At 54.6% G+C, this 18,198-nt stretch carries 15 protein-coding genes and 1 other annotated feature (1 of these 16 cut by a window edge); of the genes, 11 read left to right on the top strand and 4 right to left on the bottom strand.

From position 1 onward, the window contains the following. Positions 1 to 8 (bottom strand) — a sequence feature (Trp leader region); it reaches 97 nt to the left of the window's first position. Positions 9 to 189: 181 nt separating this feature from the next. The 3 genes from rnm to rluB all read left to right on the top strand — a co-directional run bounded on the left by rnm (position 190) and on the right by rluB (position 2,829). Next, complete coding sequence (rnm, locus tag EDC52_RS01210) at positions 190 to 1,086, top strand: RNase RNM (RefSeq protein WP_131863438.1); 897 nt, start codon at positions 190 to 192, stop codon at positions 1,084 to 1,086. Between the two features lie 53 nt (positions 1,087 to 1,139). Continuing rightward, positions 1,140 to 1,760: an L-threonylcarbamoyladenylate synthase gene (locus EDC52_RS01205; RefSeq protein WP_131863437.1), complete on the top strand. Its 621-nt coding sequence runs from the start codon at positions 1,140 to 1,142 to the stop codon at positions 1,758 to 1,760. Between the two features lie 178 nt (positions 1,761 to 1,938). Then, on the top strand, positions 1,939 to 2,829 hold the full coding sequence (gene rluB / locus EDC52_RS01200; RefSeq protein ID WP_131863436.1) for a 23S rRNA pseudouridine(2605) synthase RluB: 891 nt from the start codon (positions 1,939 to 1,941) through the stop codon (positions 2,827 to 2,829). 23 nt (positions 2,830 to 2,852) lie between these two features. On the opposite strand, the gene cobO is transcribed toward rluB, so the two are convergent. Together cobO and EDC52_RS01190 are read right to left on the bottom strand one after the other, a co-directional pair. Then, positions 2,853 to 3,443, bottom strand: coding sequence for a cob(I)yrinic acid a,c-diamide adenosyltransferase (cobO, locus tag EDC52_RS01195; RefSeq protein ID WP_131864071.1), 591 nt, complete (start codon positions 3,441 to 3,443; stop codon positions 2,853 to 2,855). Positions 3,444 to 3,454: 11 nt separating this feature from the next. Further along, positions 3,455 to 4,216 (bottom strand): YciK family oxidoreductase, encoded by a 762-nt coding sequence (locus EDC52_RS01190; protein WP_131863435.1) that lies wholly within the window; start codon positions 4,214 to 4,216, stop codon positions 3,455 to 3,457. Between the two features lie 279 nt (positions 4,217 to 4,495). Here EDC52_RS01190 and sohB point away from each other — a divergent pair, with 279 nt between their 5' ends. Next, a complete protein-coding gene (gene sohB, locus EDC52_RS01185) occupies positions 4,496 to 5,542 on the top strand; it encodes a protease SohB (protein WP_131863434.1) in 1,047 nt (348 codons plus the stop codon). A gap of 13 nt (positions 5,543 to 5,555) precedes the next feature. Here sohB and EDC52_RS01180 read toward each other — a convergent pair whose 3' ends face one another. After that, a complete protein-coding gene (locus EDC52_RS01180; RefSeq protein WP_131863433.1) occupies positions 5,556 to 5,807 on the bottom strand; it encodes a YciN family protein in 252 nt (83 codons plus the stop codon). A gap of 416 nt (positions 5,808 to 6,223) precedes the next feature. Here EDC52_RS01180 and topA point away from each other — a divergent pair, with 416 nt between their 5' ends. The 3 genes from topA to acnA all read left to right on the top strand — a co-directional run bounded on the left by topA (position 6,224) and on the right by acnA (position 13,059). Continuing rightward, complete coding sequence (gene topA, locus EDC52_RS01175) at positions 6,224 to 8,812, top strand: type I DNA topoisomerase (RefSeq protein ID WP_131863432.1); 2,589 nt, start codon at positions 6,224 to 6,226, stop codon at positions 8,810 to 8,812. 136 nt (positions 8,813 to 8,948) lie between these two features. Continuing rightward, positions 8,949 to 9,923 (top strand): HTH-type transcriptional regulator CysB, encoded by a 975-nt coding sequence (gene cysB / locus EDC52_RS01170; protein WP_131863431.1) that lies wholly within the window; start codon positions 8,949 to 8,951, stop codon positions 9,921 to 9,923. A 445-nt stretch (positions 9,924 to 10,368) separates the two neighbouring features. Continuing rightward, complete coding sequence (gene acnA / locus EDC52_RS01165; RefSeq protein WP_131863430.1) at positions 10,369 to 13,059, top strand: aconitate hydratase AcnA; 2,691 nt, start codon at positions 10,369 to 10,371, stop codon at positions 13,057 to 13,059. A gap of 52 nt (positions 13,060 to 13,111) precedes the next feature. Here acnA and ribA read toward each other — a convergent pair whose 3' ends face one another. Beyond that, positions 13,112 to 13,708 carry a GTP cyclohydrolase II gene (gene ribA / locus EDC52_RS01160; RefSeq protein WP_131863429.1) on the bottom strand — a complete coding sequence of 199 codons (597 nt, stop codon included), beginning with the start codon at positions 13,706 to 13,708 and terminating at the stop codon, positions 13,112 to 13,114. Positions 13,709 to 13,978: 270 nt separating this feature from the next. Here ribA and pgpB point away from each other — a divergent pair, with 270 nt between their 5' ends. From pgpB to EDC52_RS01140, 4 genes are all read left to right on the top strand, one after another. Beyond that, entirely contained in the window at positions 13,979 to 14,734 is a 756-nt protein-coding gene (pgpB, locus tag EDC52_RS01155; RefSeq protein WP_131863428.1) for a phosphatidylglycerophosphatase B, read from the top strand. Between the two features lie 333 nt (positions 14,735 to 15,067). Beyond that, on the top strand, positions 15,068 to 16,012 hold the full coding sequence (locus EDC52_RS01150; protein WP_131863427.1) for a D-ribose ABC transporter substrate-binding protein: 945 nt from the start codon (positions 15,068 to 15,070) through the stop codon (positions 16,010 to 16,012). 51 nt (positions 16,013 to 16,063) lie between these two features. Beyond that, on the top strand, positions 16,064 to 16,681 hold the full coding sequence (locus EDC52_RS01145; protein WP_131863426.1) for a DUF2291 family protein: 618 nt from the start codon (positions 16,064 to 16,066) through the stop codon (positions 16,679 to 16,681). Beyond that, a complete protein-coding gene (locus EDC52_RS01140) occupies positions 16,678 to 18,198 on the top strand; it encodes a sugar ABC transporter ATP-binding protein (protein ID WP_131863425.1) in 1,521 nt (506 codons plus the stop codon). The genes EDC52_RS01145 and EDC52_RS01140 overlap by 4 nt, the downstream gene beginning before the upstream one ends.

Below are 18,198 nucleotides of genomic sequence, written 5' to 3'. Positions count from 1 at the left end.
CAGCGAAGCAAATTCTTAGTTTGGTATGCCATCATCGTTCTCTCCCGGTTTCAACTGTGTACTAGTAAACTAGTTCGGCAATGGATTGTCAACAGATAGGCGATTAAAAGGGTAATTAATTTAACCGATACGTCCTGAAGGAAATTGACGTTATGCTATGGGGGTTATCCACCAGAAGGTAAACGTCTTTTGACCAGCTCACATTCCACTTCTTCACTGCTCACCCTCTATGATCTGCACAGCCATACGACGGCATCGGACGGGGCGCTGACACCGACAGAGCTGGTGGATCGCGCTATTGCCATGGGGGTGAATGTGCTGGCTATTACCGATCATGATACCGTCGCCGGCGTAGCCGAAGCCCAAGCAGCGGCCCAAGGTAGCTCGCTGGCGGTGATTTGCGGTACAGAAATTTCCACCCACTGGGAAAATCACGAAATCCATATCGTCGGGCTTAATATCACTGCCGATCATCCGGCAATAGAGGCGCTGCTGGCGGCCCAGCGGGAAAAGCGGCTGGTCAGGGCCCGCACTATCGCCGAACGCCTGGCTCACGCCGGGATCCCCGATGCCTGGGCCGGGGCGAACCGTTATGCCCAGGATCAATTGGTCACCCGCGGGCATTTCGCCCGCTATCTGGTCAGCCTGGGACTGGCCAGCGATATGGCCGGGATATTCAAAAAGTACCTGTCAAGGGGGAAAACCGGCTATGTGCCGCCACAGTGGTGTACAATAGAAGAGGCAATTGACGCCATCCACCTCGCCGGCGGCCAGGCGGTGGTGGCTCATCCTGGACGCTACCAGCTCTCGGCTAAATGGCTGAAACGCTTATTGAGCCATTTCGCCGAGTCTGGCGGCGACGCCATGGAGGTGGCTCAATGCCAGCAGTCACCGCAGGAACGAACGACGTTGGCGGGTTACGCTCGCGATTATCAGTTACTGGCGTCCCAGGGGTCTGATTTTCATCAGCCCTGCGCCTGGATTGAACTGGGACGCAAGCTCTGGCTTCCTGGCGGTGTTGAACCGGTATGGCGCGATTGGCCCGATCCGCGGGCCAGCGAGCAGGGTTACAAGTCTGAGGGATAAGCACGGCTTAACGGTATCGTCTTCCCAGAGGCCACAATAAGGAGTCTCAATTTATGAGTCAGTTTTTTACTATTCATCCTGAAAATCCACAGCCCCGTTTGATTGCCCAAACGGCCGATCTGCTGCGTAAAGGCGGCGTTATCGTCTACCCGACCGATTCGGGCTATGCGCTCGGCTGCCGTTTGGAAGAGAAAAATGCGATGGAGCGGATCTGCCGCATTCGCCAGCTTGACGGTAATCATAATTTCACCCTGGTATGCCGTGATCTTTCTGAGCTCTCGACCTATGCTCAGGTGGACAATCAGGCTTTTAGGCTTATCAAGAATAACACCCCGGGTAAATACACCTTTATCCTCAAGGCCACCAAAGAAGTTCCCCGTCGTTTAATGAATGACAAAAAGAAGACCATCGGCCTGCGGGTGCCCTCCAATCCGATTGCGCTGGCGCTGCTGGAAGAAATCAACGAGCCGATGATGTCGACGACGCTGATGCTGCCCGGTAATGATTTCGCCGAGTCGGATCCGGAAACTATCCGTGACCATCTTGGCAAACTGGTGGACTTGGTCATTCATGGCGGTTTCCTTGGCCAGCAGCCAACCACGGTTATCGACCTTACCGAAGCGGAACCCAAAGTGGTGCGCGAAGGGGTTGGCGATATTTCCGCCTTTCTTTAACGGTTGCCGATGATGGCCGGCAACGCGATGTCGGCCTCGTTTTGACGCGATAATAATTGTGGTTACACTCAGGTGATAAATCGCTATAATAATCGTCCATAGAATCCTGTCCTAACGGGTTCTCCGCGTAAAAACATATCAAAGTGACGCCTGTGAAGGCGACAGCTGAGGTTGCTCAATGAGCGAAAAGTTACAGAAAGTCCTGGCGCGCGCCGGGCATGGTTCCCGCCGAGAAGTCGAATCCATTATTGAACAAGGCCGCGTCAGCGTTGATGGCAAAATTGCCACACTGGGCGACCGCGTCGAGGTGCTTGATTCCACTAAAATCCGTGTCGATGGCCGCCTGGTATCGATCAAGGCGGTGGCGGAAGCCGTATGCCGCGTGCTGGCCTACTACAAGCCCGAAGGTGAATTATGTACCCGCCGCGATCCCGATGGGCGCCCGACGGTATTCGATCGACTGCCAAAACTCAACGGTTCACGTTGGGTAGCGGTCGGCCGCCTGGATATCAACACCTCCGGCCTGCTGCTGTTTACTACCGACGGTGAACTGGCCAACCGCCTGATGCATCCAAGCTGCGAAGTCGAACGTGAGTATGCGGTGCGGGTCTTCGGTCAGGTTGACGAAGAAAAAATCCGCACCCTGACCAAAGGCGTGCAGCTGGAGGATGGCCCAGCGGCATTTCGCAGCCTGAAGTTCCAAGGCGGCGAGGGGCTGAACCAGTGGTATAACGTGACCCTGACCGAAGGCCGCAACCGGGAAGTGCGTCGTCTCTGGGAAGCGGTCGGCGTGCAGGTCAGCCGGCTTATCCGCGTGCGCTACGGCGATGTGACTCTGCCAAAAGGCCTGCCGCGGGGCGGCTGGACTGAACTGCCGCTGGCTGAGACCAACTATCTTCGCCAGTTGGTGCAGTTGCCGCAGGAAACCGTCAGCAAACTGCCGGTTGAGCGGGAACGCCGTCGGGTCAAGGCTAATCAGATTCGCCGCGCCGTCAAGCGCCACAGTCAGGTCGCGGCACCGACGCGTCGTGGTGGCCAGAGCAGTAAACGCAGCTCGGGCGGAGCCTGAGTCATCGTTACCAAGCGGCATCTTTACCAGTCGATGCCGCGCTGGGCCTGGATACCTGCCTCAAAGGCGTGTTTGACCGGTCTCATTTCAGTGACGGTATCCGCCATAGCCCGTAATTCACGATGGCAGGCCCTGCCGGTTATGATAACCGTCTGACCGGTGGGACGTTGATGAAGGGCCGCGATAATGTCCTTAAGCGGCAGATAGTCATAGGTCACCATATAGGTCAGTTCATCCAACACCACCAGGTCAAGGCTGTCGTCTTCCAGCATACGCCTGGCATGCAGCCAGGTATCTCTGGCCGCGGCGCTGTCGGAGATCCGGTCCTGGGTATCCCAGGTGAATCCGGTCGCCATCACCTGAAACTCAACGCCGTGCTGTTGCAGCAACTGCTTTTCGCCGTTGGCCCATTGCCCTTTGATAAACTGAATGACCCCCGCTTTCAATCCATGACCCACGGCGCGGGTGACCGTGCCAAAGGCGGCGGTCGTTTTGCCTTTTCCATTACCGGTAAACACCATCAGAATGCCGCGCGTCTCAATGGCCGCCGCCACCCGGGCCTCGACTTTTTCCTTTAGCCGCTGCTGGCGCCGGCGGTGTCCCTCATCGCTCATGGCGTGTTCATTCATTGTGCCGGTCCGGCTTTGCGGCCCGGCTGGGCATCATAACTGACGCCGGTTTTACGCTTGCTGTCGTCACCCATCAGAAACAAATAAATCGGCATGATGTCGGCAGGAGTCTTGAGCTTCATTGAATCCTCGTCCGGAAAGGCATCAGCGCGCATACCGGTGCGGGTACCGCCTGGATTGATACAGTTTACTCTGAGCACCTGGGCCGGATATTCATCGGCCAGAACCTGCATCATACCTTCGGTCGCAAATTTGGAGACAGAATAGGCCCCCCAGTTGGCACGGCCCTCGCGCCCGACGCTGGAACTGCTGAACACCAGTGAAGGATGGGGCGCGCGAAGCAGCAGCGGCAGCAGCGCCTGGGTGAGCATAAAGGTGCCGTTAATATTGACATCCATCACTTGCCGCCAGACAGAAGGCGTCTGCCGGGCCATAGGGACGATTTCGCCCAGCAGGCCGGCATTATTCAGCAGGCCATCCAGCCTGGGTAATCGCTCTGAAAGCTGTTCGGCCAGACGACGATAGTCTGCTTCTACAGAGGACTGTAAGTCGAGGACCAACACCAGCGGCTCTGCGCCGCCAGCATGGGTTATCTCCCGGCTGACGCGACGAAGCTTTTCCTCCGTGCGGCCCAAGAGCACCAGGGTAGCGCCATAGCTGGCATAGGTCAGCGCCGCCTGGCGTCCGATGCCGGCGCCAGCGCCGGTCACCATGATAATACGGTTGTTGAGTAAATCGGTTTTTGGCTGATAGTACACATCTCGCTCCTTGCCTGCCGAGACCTAAGCCGGCGTGGGGGTCATTCGGTCGGTATTTTACCGAGTGAAGGTGTTTTTATGCCTGAAAAACCGCGCTAATTCAATGTCTGGGACGGACTTCTCCGGTCGCCGTTGCCAATGGCATGTTTAACCTGCCAACGCGCGCAATGAACGCTGTATGATGCTCAGAGTCGACGCAATATTCTGATTTTTCGGGCGACGACCACCCAAGGGTTAGCTAGAATAGCGTTATCTAAAATCATAAAGAAAGGCGGAAATGTGGAATTTATTACTCTGTACGGACTTTTTCTGGCCAAAATTGTGACCGTAGTGCTGGCCATTGGTGCCGTGCTGATGCTGTATATGGGGCTGCGGCAGCGACAACGTCAACGCAGGGGTGAAATACAGATTACCGATCTGGCCAAACAGTACCGCGAAATGCAGCATGAAATGCGACTGGCGCGGATGGGGGAGGCCGAACAGAAGCTGTGGCACAAAAAGCACAAGAAAGATGAGAAAGCCCAGGCTAAAACTGCGCGTAACCGCGCCAAGCGTGGCGAGCAGTCCCCTGGCAAACCCTGCCTTTATGTGCTGGATTTTCACGGCAGTATGGATGCGGGTGAAGTCGCGTCGCTGCGCGAGGAAATCTCGGCGGTAATGGCGGTCGCCAAAGCGGAAGACGAGGTATTGCTGCGCCTTGAAAGCCCAGGCGGGGTAGTGCATGGTTACGGCCTGGCCGCGTCCCAACTGCAGCGTCTGCGGGATAAGGGAATCCGGCTGACGGTAGCGGTGGACAAAGTGGCCGCCAGCGGAGGCTATATGATGGCCTGTGTAGCAGACCGTATTGTCGCTGCGCCGTTTTCAATTATTGGTTCCATCGGCGTGGTTGCGCAGATTCCGAACTTTAATCGACTGTTAAAACGCAATGATATCGATATAGAATTGCATACGGCCGGCGCCTATAAACGTACGCTGACGCTGTTCGGCGAGAATTCCGAAGAGGGCAGGGAGAAATTCCGCCAAGATCTGGATGAAACCCATCAGCTGTTCAAATCTTTTGTCCATTCCATGCGTCCGGCACTGGACATCGACTCGGTGGCGACCGGTGAACACTGGTACGGAAGCCAGGCTAAAACATTGGGGCTGATCGATTCCATCGGCACCAGCGATGATCTTATCATCGCCGAACTGGCGAACCATGAAGTGATAAGCGTTAAATACGCCCGTCGCAAGCGCTGGTTGGATCGTTTTACCCAAAGCGCCACGCTCAGCGTGGAACAGCGGCTGCTGCACTGGTGGCGCGAGGGACAGCAGCCATTGCGGTAAAATCCTGCAGCCGTTAATCCTGTAAACGGTATTTCGGCGACAGGGTATGGGCGAGGTGTTTAAACATGTTGAATACCGCGGTGGTTTTTGGGGTGGGGATCCCATCCTCATCCATAAAAAACTCCCCGCGGAAAACCAGCACCTCACCTTTTTGTTCCACCTCGGTTGCCTTCATGCCGTGTATATAATCCTCATGTTCCCGGATAATCTTATTAGCCTGGGTCAGTAAAGTCTCACGATCGATTGGGGTGGTATTGCCGTACATATTATCTACTCCTCGCAAAATAACTGCCTTATTGTACTCCCCGGTTGTGTTTAACCGCAAACCGGCTATGGTTTATTCGTCTGGCATTCTTAATCCGTTATCTCTTTCCGTCAGGTGTTCTTTTAAAGCGGCTAATCAGTTGCACCAAGTTTTTTATCATGTACAGTGTGGGCCTTTGTTATACCCCGACGATTAAGATGACCGTTCAGCCAATCGGTTTGGCGGTCTTATGGCAGTCATTTTCGTCGAGCGCCACTGACACCCTGGTATCCCTTTGATAGTACGGGAAAGCAAGCCGGTTAAAAAATGTTTGATTTTTGGTGGCTGTGCCGCAATATAAAAATAGAGGTATGCCCAGCCAGGGTCTGGCGCACTAAAACTTCTTTTCAGAAGATAACACTCAGGTAAAGGTAAAAATGGGTAAAGCTCTCGTTATCGTTGAATCACCGGCTAAGGCCAAAACGATTAATAAATATTTGGGTAATGACTACGTGGTCAAATCAAGCGTAGGTCACATCCGCGATTTGCCTACCAGTGGTTCAGCCAGTAAAAAGAGCACGGATCCGGCCAAAAAGAAAAAAGTCAAAGCTGATGCGCAAACCGCGCTGGTGAACCGGATGGGGATTGATCCCTATCATGGCTGGAAAGCCCACTATGAAATACTGCCTGGTAAGGAAAAAGTCGTTTCCGAGCTTAAAGCCCTGGCGGAAAATGCAGACCATATTTATCTCGCCACCGACCTTGACCGCGAAGGGGAAGCCATAGCGTGGCACCTGCGGGAAGTGATAGGCGGCGATGACAGCAGATTCAGCCGGGTGGTGTTTAATGAAATCACCCGCAATGCGATAACTCAGGCGTTTGAAAAGCCGGGTGAATTGAATATCGATCGGGTTAATGCCCAGCAGGCCCGGCGTTTTATGGACCGGGTGGTCGGTTACATGGTTTCCCCCCTGCTGTGGAAAAAAATTGCGCGCGGCCTTTCCGCCGGACGGGTGCAATCGGTCGCGGTGCGTTTGGTGGTCGAGCGTGAGCATGAAATTAAAGCCTTCGTGCCCGAAGAGTACTGGGAACTGCATGCCAACTTGGATGTAGCGGCCAAAACACCGCTGCTGATGCAGGTCACCCATGAGCATGACAAGCCTTTTAAGCCAGTCAATAAAGCGCAGGCTCACCAGGCGGTCGCTGCCCTTGAAACCGCCAGCTATGTGATAGCTGATCGTGAGGATCGGCCGACCAGCAGCAAACCCGGTGCACCTTTTACCACCTCTACACTGCAGCAGGCTGCAAGCACTCGGCTTGGCTATGGCGTCAAGAAAACCATGATGCTGGCACAACGGCTATATGAGTCCGGCCATATCACCTATATGCGTACCGACTCTACCAACCTTAGTCAGGATGCGCTGAATATGGCCCGCGGCTATATCAGTGAAGAGTTTGGTGAAAAGTACCTGCCCAAGCAGCCCAATGAATACGCCAGCAAAGATAATTCTCAGGAAGCCCATGAAGCTATCAGGCCTTCTGATATCAGCCGGCTTGCCGAGCAGCTAAGCGATATGGAAGCTGATGCCCAGAAGCTGTATCAGCTTATCTGGCGTCAGTTCGTCGCCTGTCAGATGACGCCGGCGCAATATGATTCCACCACCCTGACGGTCAGGGCGGCGGATTATCAACTGCGCGCCAAAGGCCGCATCTTGCGCTTTGATGGCTGGACCAAAGTGATGCCGGCCCTGCGCAAGGGTGATGAAGATCGTATCCTGCCGCCGGTTGCCGTCGGCCAGACCTTAACGCTTGCAGAGCTATTGCCCAGCCAGCACTTCACCAAGCCGCCGGCGCGTTATTCAGAAGCGTCATTGGTTAAAGAGCTGGAAAAAAGAGGCATCGGCCGCCCTTCCACCTATGTGTCGATCATTTCGACCATCCAGGATCGCGGCTATGTACACGTTGAAAACCGGCGCTTCTATGCGGAAAAAATGGGTGAAATCGTCACGGCGCGTCTGGAAGAAAACTTCCGCGAGCTAATGAACTACGACTTCACCGCCCGTATGGAAAGTACGCTGGATCAGGTAGCAACTAACCAGGCTGAATGGCGGGAAGTGCTTGACGCCTTCTTTGAAAAATTCAGCCAGCAGCTCGATAAAGCTGAAAAAGATCCCGAAGAGGGCGGTATGCGCCCTAATCAGATGATCATGACCAGCATCGATTGTCCGACCTGCGGCCGAAAAATGGGCATCCGTACCGCCAGTACCGGCGTTTTTCTCGGATGTTCAGGCTACGCTTTGCCGCCTAAAGAGCGCTGCAAGACCACTATCAATCTTATCCCTGAATCCGAAACGCTAAACGTACTGGAAGGCGAGGACGCCGAAACCAATGCCCTGCGGGCCCGGCATCGTTGTGCCAAATGCGGCACCGCGATGGACAGCTATGTGATTGATGCTACCCGCAAACTGCATGTGTGCGGTAACAATCCTCAGTGCGACGGTTATGATATTGAACAAGGCGAATTCCGCATCAAAGGCTATGACGGTCCGGTGGTGGAATGTGAGAAGTGCGGTTCCGATATGCACCTCAAACTGGGACGCTTCGGTAAATACATGGCCTGTACCAACGAAGAGTGTAAAAACACCCGTAAGATCCTGCGCAACGGCGATGTGGCGCCGCCAAAGGAAGATCCGGTGCCTTTGCCTGAATTGCCTTGTGAAAAATCCGATGCTTACTTTGTGCTGCGTGATGGGGCTGCAGGGGTATTCCTGGCGGCAAATACCTTTCCGAAATCGCGGGAAACCCGCGCTCCGCTGGTGGAAGAACTGGCCCGCTTTAAAGACCGGCTGCCTGAAAAACTGCGTTATCTTGCCGATGCTCCTGCCGCTGATGATGCCGGTAACAAGGCTCTGGTCCGATTCAGCCGCAAAACCAAGCAGCAGTATGTCTCTTCTGAGAAAGACGGCAAAGCCACCGGCTGGACGGCCTTCTTTATCGATGGCAAATGGCAGGTGACAAAAAAATAATCGCCAGCCGCACAGTTAAGCGAAAAGTCAGCCATGCGGCTGGCTTTTTTGTAGCTGACAAAAAAGTTATATAAGTTAACTTTTTTATGATTTAATAGTATTAATTGTTGGTGGCATTACCATCCGGGATCCAAAAATGAAACTGCAGCAACTTCGTTATATCGTTGAGGTTGTAAACCATAATCTCAATGTATCCTCTACCGCCGAAGGTCTCTATACCTCGCAGCCGGGGATCAGTAAGCAGGTCCGGATGCTGGAAGATGAGCTGGGCGTGCAGATATTTGCCCGCAGCGGCAAGCATCTTACCCAGGTCACGCCGGCCGGTCAGGAAATTATCCGCATCGCGCGGGAAGTCCTCTCCAAGGTCGATGCCATCAAAGCCGTCGCCGGCGAACATACTTATCCCGATAAAGGTTCACTTTATGTGGCGACGACTCACACCCAGGCGCGTTATGCCCTGCCGGAAGTGATCAAGGGTTTTATCGAGCGCTATCCCCGGGTTTCGCTGCATATGCATCAAGGATCGCCGACCCAGATTGCCGAAGCGGTGTCGAAAGGGGTTGCGGACTTTGCTATCGCCACTGAAGCGCTTCACCTTTATGACGATTTGGTGATGTTGCCTTGCTATCACTGGAATCGCACCATTGTGGTTCTGCCTAATCACCCGCTGGCAGGCAAATCCCAGGTCAGTATCGAAGAACTGGCTACCTATCCGCTGGTGACGTATACCTTCGGCTTTACCGGCCGGTCAGAACTGGACACCGCATTTAACCGTGCCGGCCTTACGCCGCGTATCGTTTTCACCGCCACCGATGCGGATGTGATAAAGACCTATGTTCGCATGGGCCTGGGCGTGGGTGTTATCGCAAATATGGCGGTCAGTAGCGAGGCCGACCCGGATCTGGTCAAGATCAATGCCGACCCGATGTTTGCCCTGAGCACCACCAAAATCGGTTTTCGGCGCAGCACCTTCCTGCGCAGTTACATGTATGACTTTATCCAACGCTTTGCGCCGCACCTGACCCGGGATGTGGTTGATACCGCTATCGCGTTAAGGTCTAATGAAGATATCGAAACCATGTTCAAAGATATCAAGCTGCCGATTAAGTGACCTTGTCACATTTTGCTGCCCGGGCTGCCATAATGGCACCGGGCAAGCATTGACCAACCGCCTGCTATGCCAAGTCAGCGGCCGGTTATCCTCAGCCTTATACTGTTACTTTTGATACTGTCCCTGCTGATTAACCCTATTCAGCTCAAACCACCCAAGCAATTCGATACTCAAACCCGCAAACCCGCAAACCCGCAAACCCTCAGGCAATCATACCCTGCCGCTCTTTGCACGTTTCATCCTTTATTGTGCTTTATTCAGCAAGCCTTCGCTTGGTCATGTCACGCTTTACCCACCGTCAATCGGCACCGGCAATCAAAGAAATTGACTGAATTGAGTCTGTTATCAAACGCTGGCCAAGGTTTGTACTATCTTTATTGGATAACATTAAGCCCATAACTAATGTCGGGTTATGACAATGATGAAATAAAAGTCTGGAGGAATTATGCCGTCGAACATTCGTGAAGCGAGCAGGGATTCGCTGAAAGCCTACGATCTGACCTATCACTATTACAGTCTGCCGCTGGCAGCCCGTCAATTGGGGCCGCTCGACTCGCTGCCCAAATCCCTGAAAGTGTTGCTGGAAAACCTGCTGCGCAATTACGATGGCGCCATCGTCACCGAAGCGGATCTCCATGAGTTGGCCGGTTGGCAGCACAGCGGCCATGCCTCAGGAGAAATCGCTTATCGCCCGGCCAGAGTGTTGATGCAGGATTTTACCGGCGTGCCGGCGGTTGTCGATCTGGCCGCCATGCGCGAAGCGGTCAAACGGCTGGGAGGTGATGTTAACAAAGTAAACCCGCTGTCGCCGGTTGATTTGGTCATCGACCACTCGGTAACCGTCGATTACTATGGCGATGCAGAGGCATTTGAAGAAAACAATCGACTGGAAATGGACCGCAACCTTGAGCGGTACAAATTTTTACGCTGGGGGCAGAACGCCTTCAGTCGTTTTAGGGTCGTCCCGCCGGAAAATGGTATCTGCCATCAGGTGAACCTGGAATATCTTGCCCAGACAGTATGGCATGAACAGCAGGATGGCGTAGAACTGGCCTACCCGGACACCCTGGTTGGCACAGATTCGCATACCACCATGGTCAATGGACTGGGCGTATTGGGCTGGGGAGTCGGTGGTATTGAGGCCGAGGCCGCAATGCTTGGCCAGCCGGTATCCATGCTGATTCCCGATGTGGTCGGTTTCAAGCTGACCGGTAAACTGAATGAGGGTATCACCGCAACCGACTTGGTACTGACCGTCACCCAGATGCTGCGAAAACATGGCGTGGTCGGTAAATTCGTAGAATTCTATGGCGATGGGCTGGATGTTTTGCCGCTGGCGGATCGCGCGACTATCGCCAACATGGCACCCGAATACGGCGCCACCTGCGGGTTTTTCCCGGTAGATGCCATCACGCTGGATTACCTGCGGTTGACCGGACGCAGTGAACAGCAGATTGCTCTGGTCGAAGCCTATACCAAAGTGCAGGGCATGTGGCGCAATCCGGGTGATGAGCCGGTGTTCACCAGTACGCTGACGCTGGATATGAGCACAGTGGTGGCGAGCCTGGCCGGACCGAAGCGTCCGCAGGATCGCGTGGCACTGCCCGGTGTGCCGGCGGCCTTCAAGGCCAGTGATGAACTGGCGGTTAATCAGCCCGTCAACCCGCCATTGCCGCAGCCGTTTGAACTTAATGGGCAGAGCCATCGGTTGGAACAGGGAGCGGTAGTCATAGCCGCCATTACGTCCTGTACCAACACCTCTAATGCCAATGTGCTGATGGCCGCAGGCCTGCTGGCACGCAACGCGGTACTAAAGGGATTGAAAACCCAACCCTGGGTCAAGACATCGCTGGCGCCGGGTTCCAAGGTGGTCACCGACTATCTGGACGCTGCCGGACTATCAGCCTATCTGGATAAGCTGGGCTTTAACCTGGTCGGCTATGGTTGCACGACGTGTATCGGTAACTCAGGCCCGCTCAAACCGGCCATTGAAGACGCCATCAAAGCCGGCGATCTGACGGTCGGCGCGGTGCTATCCGGTAACCGTAATTTTGAAGGTCGTATCCATCCGCTGATTAAAACCAACTGGCTGGCGTCGCCGCCACTGGTGGTGGCCTATGCCCTGGCCGGTAATATGCAAATCAATCTCAGCGAAGATCCCCTGGGTCCTGGCAGCGATGGCAATCCGGTGTATCTGCGCGATATCTGGCCAAGTTCCACTGAAATAGCCAAGGCCGTCGGCCTGGTCAACAGTGAAATGTTCCATAAAGAATACAGTGCGGTATTTGAAGGTAATCAGGACTGGCAGCAGATTGAAGTCAATCGTACTCCGACTTATAACTGGCAGGATGATTCGACCTATATTCGGCTGACGCCGTTTTTCGACGATATGCTGCATCAGCCCAGACCGGTCAAGAACATCCACCGGGCGCGTATTCTGGCGATGCTTGGTGATTCCGTCACCACCGACCACATTTCACCAGCCGGTAATATCAAGACCGACAGTCCGGCGGGGCGTTACCTGCAGGCGAACGGCGTCGCCACCGGTGATTTCAACTCCTACGGATCCCGACGGGGCAATCATGAAGTGATGATGCGCGGTACCTTCGCCAATATCCGCATCCGCAATGAAATGGTGCCGGGCATTGAAGGGGGCTACACCCGACATATTCCGTCAGGCGATGTGCTGGCCATTTACGATGCCGCTATGCGTTACGCCGCCGAGCAGGTGCCGCTGGCCATCATCGCCGGTAAGGAATACGGATCCGGCTCCAGCCGGGACTGGGCGGCAAAAGGGCCTAGGCTGCTGGGTATTCGGGTGGTGATTGCCGAAACCTTCGAGCGTATTCACCGCTCCAACCTGATCGGGATGGGGATATTGCCGCTGGAATTTCCGGCAGGCGTCAGCCGCAAAAGCCTGGGACTGACCGGCGATGAATTGCTGGATATCGCGTCACTGGAAGGCTTGTCGCCTGGCTGCCAGGTTGAGGTCAAGATTACCCGTGAAAATGGCCTAGAGCATGTGATCTCCACCCGCTGCCGTATCGATACCGGCAACGAGCTGACCTATTATCGCCATGACGGTATTCTGCATTACGTTATCCGTAATATGCTGAATGAGTCATTAGGTGCCTGACAGCAGTCGAACAGTCCGGTCTGCGGCGGTCGCGCTGCAGGCCGGCAGTGGGTCAGTGGGTATCGTCCAGCAAATGTCCCATCTTGCTGGCTTTGGTATCCAGGTATCGCGCGTTTTCCGGATTGCGGCCGACGATGATCGGTACGCGTTCAATAATGTTAATCCCCGCCTCGGCTAATATTTCCACCTTCTGCGGGTTATTGGTCAGCAGTCTTATCGCGTCTATACCCAGCAGTTTGAACATATCTGCACACAGGGTGAAATCACGTTCGTCGGCGGCAAAACCCAGCTCATGATTGGCCTCAACGGTATCAGCCCCTTTATCCTGCAGCGCATAGGCGCGGATCTTGTTTAACAGACCAATGCCGCGACCCTCTTGCCGATGGTAAAGCAGAATGCCGCGGCCTTCTTCAGCAATATGGGTAAGCGAGGCCTCAAGTTGGAAACCACAATCACAGCGCAGGCTGAACAGCGCATCGCCGGTCAGGCACTCCGAATGAATGCGGGCCAGTACTGGCTCGGGGCCGCTGATATCACCATAGATTAATCCCAGATGATCCTGGCCGGTGGCGATTTCTTCGAATCCCACCATCAGGAAGTCTCCCCAGGGCGTTGGCAATTTGGCTTCCGCCACCCGTTTAAGCTGCATGTTACTCTCCAAAAATTCTCACCAGGACGCAAAGTCGCTAACCGGATGGGGTAAAATTACCCCTGCCTTATCCGGCTAGAGATGCCTCAATATCCCCCTATTTTGCCATAAAACAGTCGATAACTGCCGGGCGAAAGTGACATTCGGCAGCAAAATGATGCTTAATTTGTCACAAATACTCAATAAAGCGGTGATTGTGCTATTCTCCAACAGTGTTTTCGCAGGTTAACTCATTGCGGAATAAGGAAATTAAGTGATAAAGGTCAGATAATGCCAGATATTGCAAAACGCACCGCCCTGGGCGCGCTATTACTCGTCTTAATCCCTTTACTGGTCTGGGCCAGCGGCTGGCAATGGCAGCCTGGCAATGAAACCCAATGGCTAAGGGCACTGTATTGGACCACGCAGACAGTGACTTCACCCTGGGGCGCCCTGACGAGCGTTGCCCTGTTCGGCTGGTTTCTCTGGTGCCTGCGCTTCAGGCTGCGCGCCACGTTGCTACTGGCGCTGATATTGGCAGGCGCTTTACTTTTCGGCCAGGGCGTAAAAACGCTGATTAAAAACCAGGTCCAGGAATCCCGTCCTTATGTGCTCTGGCTGGAGAAGTCATACCATATTGACGACAGCGCGTTTTACGCCCTGCCGAGAAAAGCCCGCAGCGCCCTGGTGGCACAACAGCTGGAAAATAATCAGCATGTGCCTGCCTGGCTGCGCAAGCATTGGCAATACGAGACCGGTTTTGCTTTCCCTTCCGGCCATACCATCTTCGCCGCCAGTTGGGCACTGCTGGCGGTTGGCCTGCTGTGGCCGCGCCGCCGGTTTATCTCGGTGAGTATCATCATGTTGTGGGCGACTGCCGTCATGAGCAGCCGCATGGTGCTGGGCATGCACTGGCCGCGTGACCTGGTGGTGGGCGTGGGTCTGAGCTGGCTGATTATCGTCCTGGCCTGCTGGCTGGTCCAGCGTTGGGTAGGGCCGCTGACCCCAAAAGCCGATGAGGCCCGGGATATTTCCCAGCGCAGCTAAACCGCTGGTTGGGTGGTTAACCGGCGTGCAATGATGCAGGCCGGACAGAGGCTCAGGTGAATATCCCTCCCTTATCTATCGGCCATCCCTGGCGGGTTTCACTGTCCCACAGGCCGAAGACGATTGCTGTCCAGACCAGACTTCAGTCGGTGATTTAGCTTAATTTATTGTTTTATCGGCAATTATCTATTGCCGCTCTCATTTCAGTCTGCTTATTTTGTGATTAATCTCGCTATTCCCGACAATCGCTATGGACAAAAAACCGGTAAATTGCCACACTCAGAATGAATATAAAATCACACCCGAATAAATATTCAATGGAGAGTACCCTACATGAAACCCATTCTCTCGAAATCCTGCGTTGCCGCCATCATGCTTTCCCTGTTCGCCGGAGGGGCCGCTGCGGCGGACAAAGGACTGATTGCGATCATTACGCCGTCTCACGACAATCCCTTTTTCAAGGCCGAGGCAGATGCCGCCAAAGCCAAGGCGACAGCGCTGGGCTATACCACCCTGGTCGCCTCGCACGATGATGATGTCAACAAGCAGAACCAACTGATAGAAACGGCTATTGCCCGCAAAGCCAAAGCCATTGTATTGGATAATGCCGGTTCAGACGCCACTATCGGGCCCTTGAAGAAGGCCAAAGCCGCCGGTATCCCGGCGTTTTTGATCGATCGCGAAATCAATGCCACCGGCGTTGCGGTGGCGCAGATCGTGTCCAACAACTATCAGGGCGCTCAACTGGGCGCTGAGAAATTTGTCGAATTGATGGGCGGCAAAGGCAAATATGTCGAACTGCTGGGACGAGAGTCGGACACCAATGCCCATGTGCGTTCCCAGGGCTACCACGATGTTATCGATGAACACCCGGACATGAAAATGGTCGCCCAGCAGACCGCCAACTGGAGCCAGACCGAAGCCTTTACCCGTATGGAATCCCTTCTGCAGGCCAATCCGGATATTACTGGAGTGATCTCAGGCAACGATACTATGGCGCTTGGCGCTGAAGCGGCACTCAAAGCGGCGGGGCGCAAGGACGTTATCCTGGTCGGTTTTGACGGCAGTGATTATGTGCGGGACGCGATCATCGCCAAGAGCAATATCAAGGCGACGGTGCTCCAGCCGGGTTGGGCGCAGGCGGAAATGGCGGTCGAGCAGGCCGATGTCTACTTGAAAACCGGCAAGGCGAGCCATGATGAAAAGCAACTGATGGACTGTGTGCTGATCGATGAAACCAATGCCCATAACCTGAAAACCTTCGACCTGAAGCAATAATCGTCAACCACGTGATAAGGGGCGCCGGGCGTCCCTTAAACAGGAGATGTTATGCAATTCAGAGTATCGGGCAAATGGGCGCTGGCCGCCGCTGTCATTACCCTTTTATCCGCCTGTACGGTAGTTGATCTGGACAGCAGCGGCAAACCGGTGATTCCCGCCGACCCTAATGCCGCACCCAGCTTTGTTCAACAGACGCCGCAGCAGGTGGCGGAAAGTCTTTGGTCGGCCAGGCTGCTGCCTGCCGCCGAGCAACAGGCGCTGGCCTGGCCGGCGCTGTTGGCAAAACGCGATGGGCTTACCGGCGCTGACAGCATCAGCGTATTCGGCCGCTTTAATGGCACTGTTGCCAGTGTGGACAACGATGGCCGGGAGCGAAAAATGCGCCTTACGGTTAACGGTGAAGAGGTGGTCATCCAGCTTGGACCGATAGTAAAAGGCAATGCCTTGCGCGATGCCGCCGGTTTTATTCGTTTTGAGGATTTCAAGAATCAGGTGCAGTTTGCCCAGGCGGCCAGGGCCTTGAATAAAAAGGCGCTGGAGCAAATGCCGCCGATAGACGCCAGTTGGCAGGGCAAGGAAGTGGCGGTACTGGCGGCGTTCACCTTGCGGGCGCAAACCCTCGGTGAGGCAGTGCCGCTTAAGATCAGTGAGGAGGCAAGGCCATGACCGATCAACCCGAGATTATTCTCAAGGCCAAGGCTATCAGCATGCTGTTCCCCGGTACGCTGGCGCTCGATCAGGTGGATTACAACGTCTATCGCGGCAAAGTGAACGTCATTATTGGCGAAAACGGCGCCGGCAAATCGACGTTGATGAAAGTGCTGGCTGGCGTGCAGCAACCCAGCTCCGGTGAAATGTGGCTCAATGGCGAGCCGGTCAGTTTTGCCAATACCCGTCAGGCGGTGGCTAAAGGCATCGGCATGGTGCACCAGGAACTGAATCTTTCCGAAAATCTGTCCGTCGCGGACAATATATTTCTCGGACGCGAGCGACAGAAGGGTCTGTGGCCAATCGAACAACATCAACAGGAGCGCATTGCCGGGGAGTTGATGCAGCGTCTGGACCAGCCTATTTCCCCCAAACAGCTGGTATCGCAACTCAAGGTCGGCCAGCAACAGATGGTTGAAATTGCCAAAGCCCTGGCAGAACAGGCGGATATCCTCATTCTGGATGAGCCCACTTCGGCACTGAGTAAAACCGAGGTAGATGTCCTGTTTCGGGTTATCCGTGAGCTGACCCGCCAGGGGGTATCGATTGTCTATATTTCCCACCGCCTGGAAGAACTGATGGCGATTGGGGATTACATTACCATTTTGCGCGATGGTAAGTTCCAGGCGGAAGCGGCGGTGGCCGACATTGACGTGCCGTGGATCGTGCGCGAAATGCTCGGAGGTGACCCTGTCACAAATTTTCTGTCACCGGGCCGGATGTTTGGTCTGCCGGTACTGCAGGCTGACCATATCACCAGTGTCAATGATGCCGGTAATACCGTGGTCAATGATGTGTCTTTTGAGGTCCGCTCCGGGGAAATCGTCGGCATTTATGGACTGATGGGGGCCGGACGCACTGAACTGTTTGAATGCCTGCTGGGTACCCAGCGGCAATATCTGGGCAAAATCTGGCTGGGTGATATGCCGATTTCCAACCGAATGTCGACCGCAAATCGCATTCGGATGGGCATGAGTCTGGTGCCGGAAGATCGTAAGAAGGCCGGCATTTTCCCGATATCGTCGGTCGCGGTCAATCTGACTATTTCCAGCCTGTGGCGCAGATTGAAAAACGGCGTGGCCATTATGCGCCGTGAAGAGCAGCAGGTGGTGGCATCGACCATTGGCGCGCTGTCGATCAAAGTCTCTTCCCCCGAGGTCGAGATCCAGGCGCTCAGTGGTGGCAATCAGCAAAAAGTGGTGATAGGCCGCTCATTGTTGACCAATCCTAAGCTGTTGTTGCTGGATGAGCCGACGCGCGGCATTGATGTCGGCGCCAAGGCGGATGTGTTTGAAATGATGGTCAAACTTTCAGAACAGGGGATCGGCATACTTTTCTCCACTTCTGATCTGAAGGAAATCATGGCGGTTTCAGACCGCATTCTGGTGATGTCGAACGGCAAACTCACGGCCAATGTTGCTCGTGAAGCTGCGGTAGAAGCGGCATTGGTCTCGGCGAGTGCAAAAGGATTCTGA

Origin of the sequence: Biostraticola tofi, from assembly GCF_004343195.1 — a bacterium.
Classification (GTDB): domain Bacteria; phylum Pseudomonadota; class Gammaproteobacteria; order Enterobacterales; family Enterobacteriaceae; genus Biostraticola; species Biostraticola tofi.
Note: the sequence above shows the minus strand (reverse complement) of the source record. Positions and strands in the feature narration are given on the sequence as shown.

What these genes read in the sequence shown, in the direction of transcription:
- EDC52_RS01205 (WP_131863437.1), top strand. Translation starts at nt 1,140, where the DNA reads ATGAGTCAGTTTTTTACTATTCATCCTGAAAATCCACAGCCCCGTTTG.
- rluB (WP_131863436.1), top strand. Translation starts at nt 1,939, where the DNA reads ATGAGCGAAAAGTTACAGAAAGTCCTGGCGCGCGCCGGGCATGGTTCC.
- cobO (WP_131864071.1), bottom strand. Translation starts at nt 3,443, where the DNA reads ATGAGCGATGAGGGACACCGCCGGCGCCAGCAGCGGCTAAAGGAAAAA.
- EDC52_RS01180 (WP_131863433.1), bottom strand. Translation starts at nt 5,807, where the DNA reads ATGTACGGCAATACCACCCCAATCGATCGTGAGACTTTACTGACCCAG.
- topA (WP_131863432.1), top strand. Translation starts at nt 6,224, where the DNA reads ATGGGTAAAGCTCTCGTTATCGTTGAATCACCGGCTAAGGCCAAAACG.
- cysB (WP_131863431.1), top strand. Translation starts at nt 8,949, where the DNA reads ATGAAACTGCAGCAACTTCGTTATATCGTTGAGGTTGTAAACCATAAT.
- acnA (WP_131863430.1), top strand. Translation starts at nt 10,369, where the DNA reads ATGCCGTCGAACATTCGTGAAGCGAGCAGGGATTCGCTGAAAGCCTAC.
- ribA (WP_131863429.1), bottom strand. Translation starts at nt 13,708, where the DNA reads ATGCAGCTTAAACGGGTGGCGGAAGCCAAATTGCCAACGCCCTGGGGA.
- pgpB (WP_131863428.1), top strand. Translation starts at nt 13,979, where the DNA reads ATGCCAGATATTGCAAAACGCACCGCCCTGGGCGCGCTATTACTCGTC.
- EDC52_RS01150 (WP_131863427.1), top strand. Translation starts at nt 15,068, where the DNA reads ATGAAACCCATTCTCTCGAAATCCTGCGTTGCCGCCATCATGCTTTCC.
- EDC52_RS01145 (WP_131863426.1), top strand. Translation starts at nt 16,064, where the DNA reads ATGCAATTCAGAGTATCGGGCAAATGGGCGCTGGCCGCCGCTGTCATT.
- EDC52_RS01140 (WP_131863425.1), top strand. Translation starts at nt 16,678, where the DNA reads ATGACCGATCAACCCGAGATTATTCTCAAGGCCAAGGCTATCAGCATG.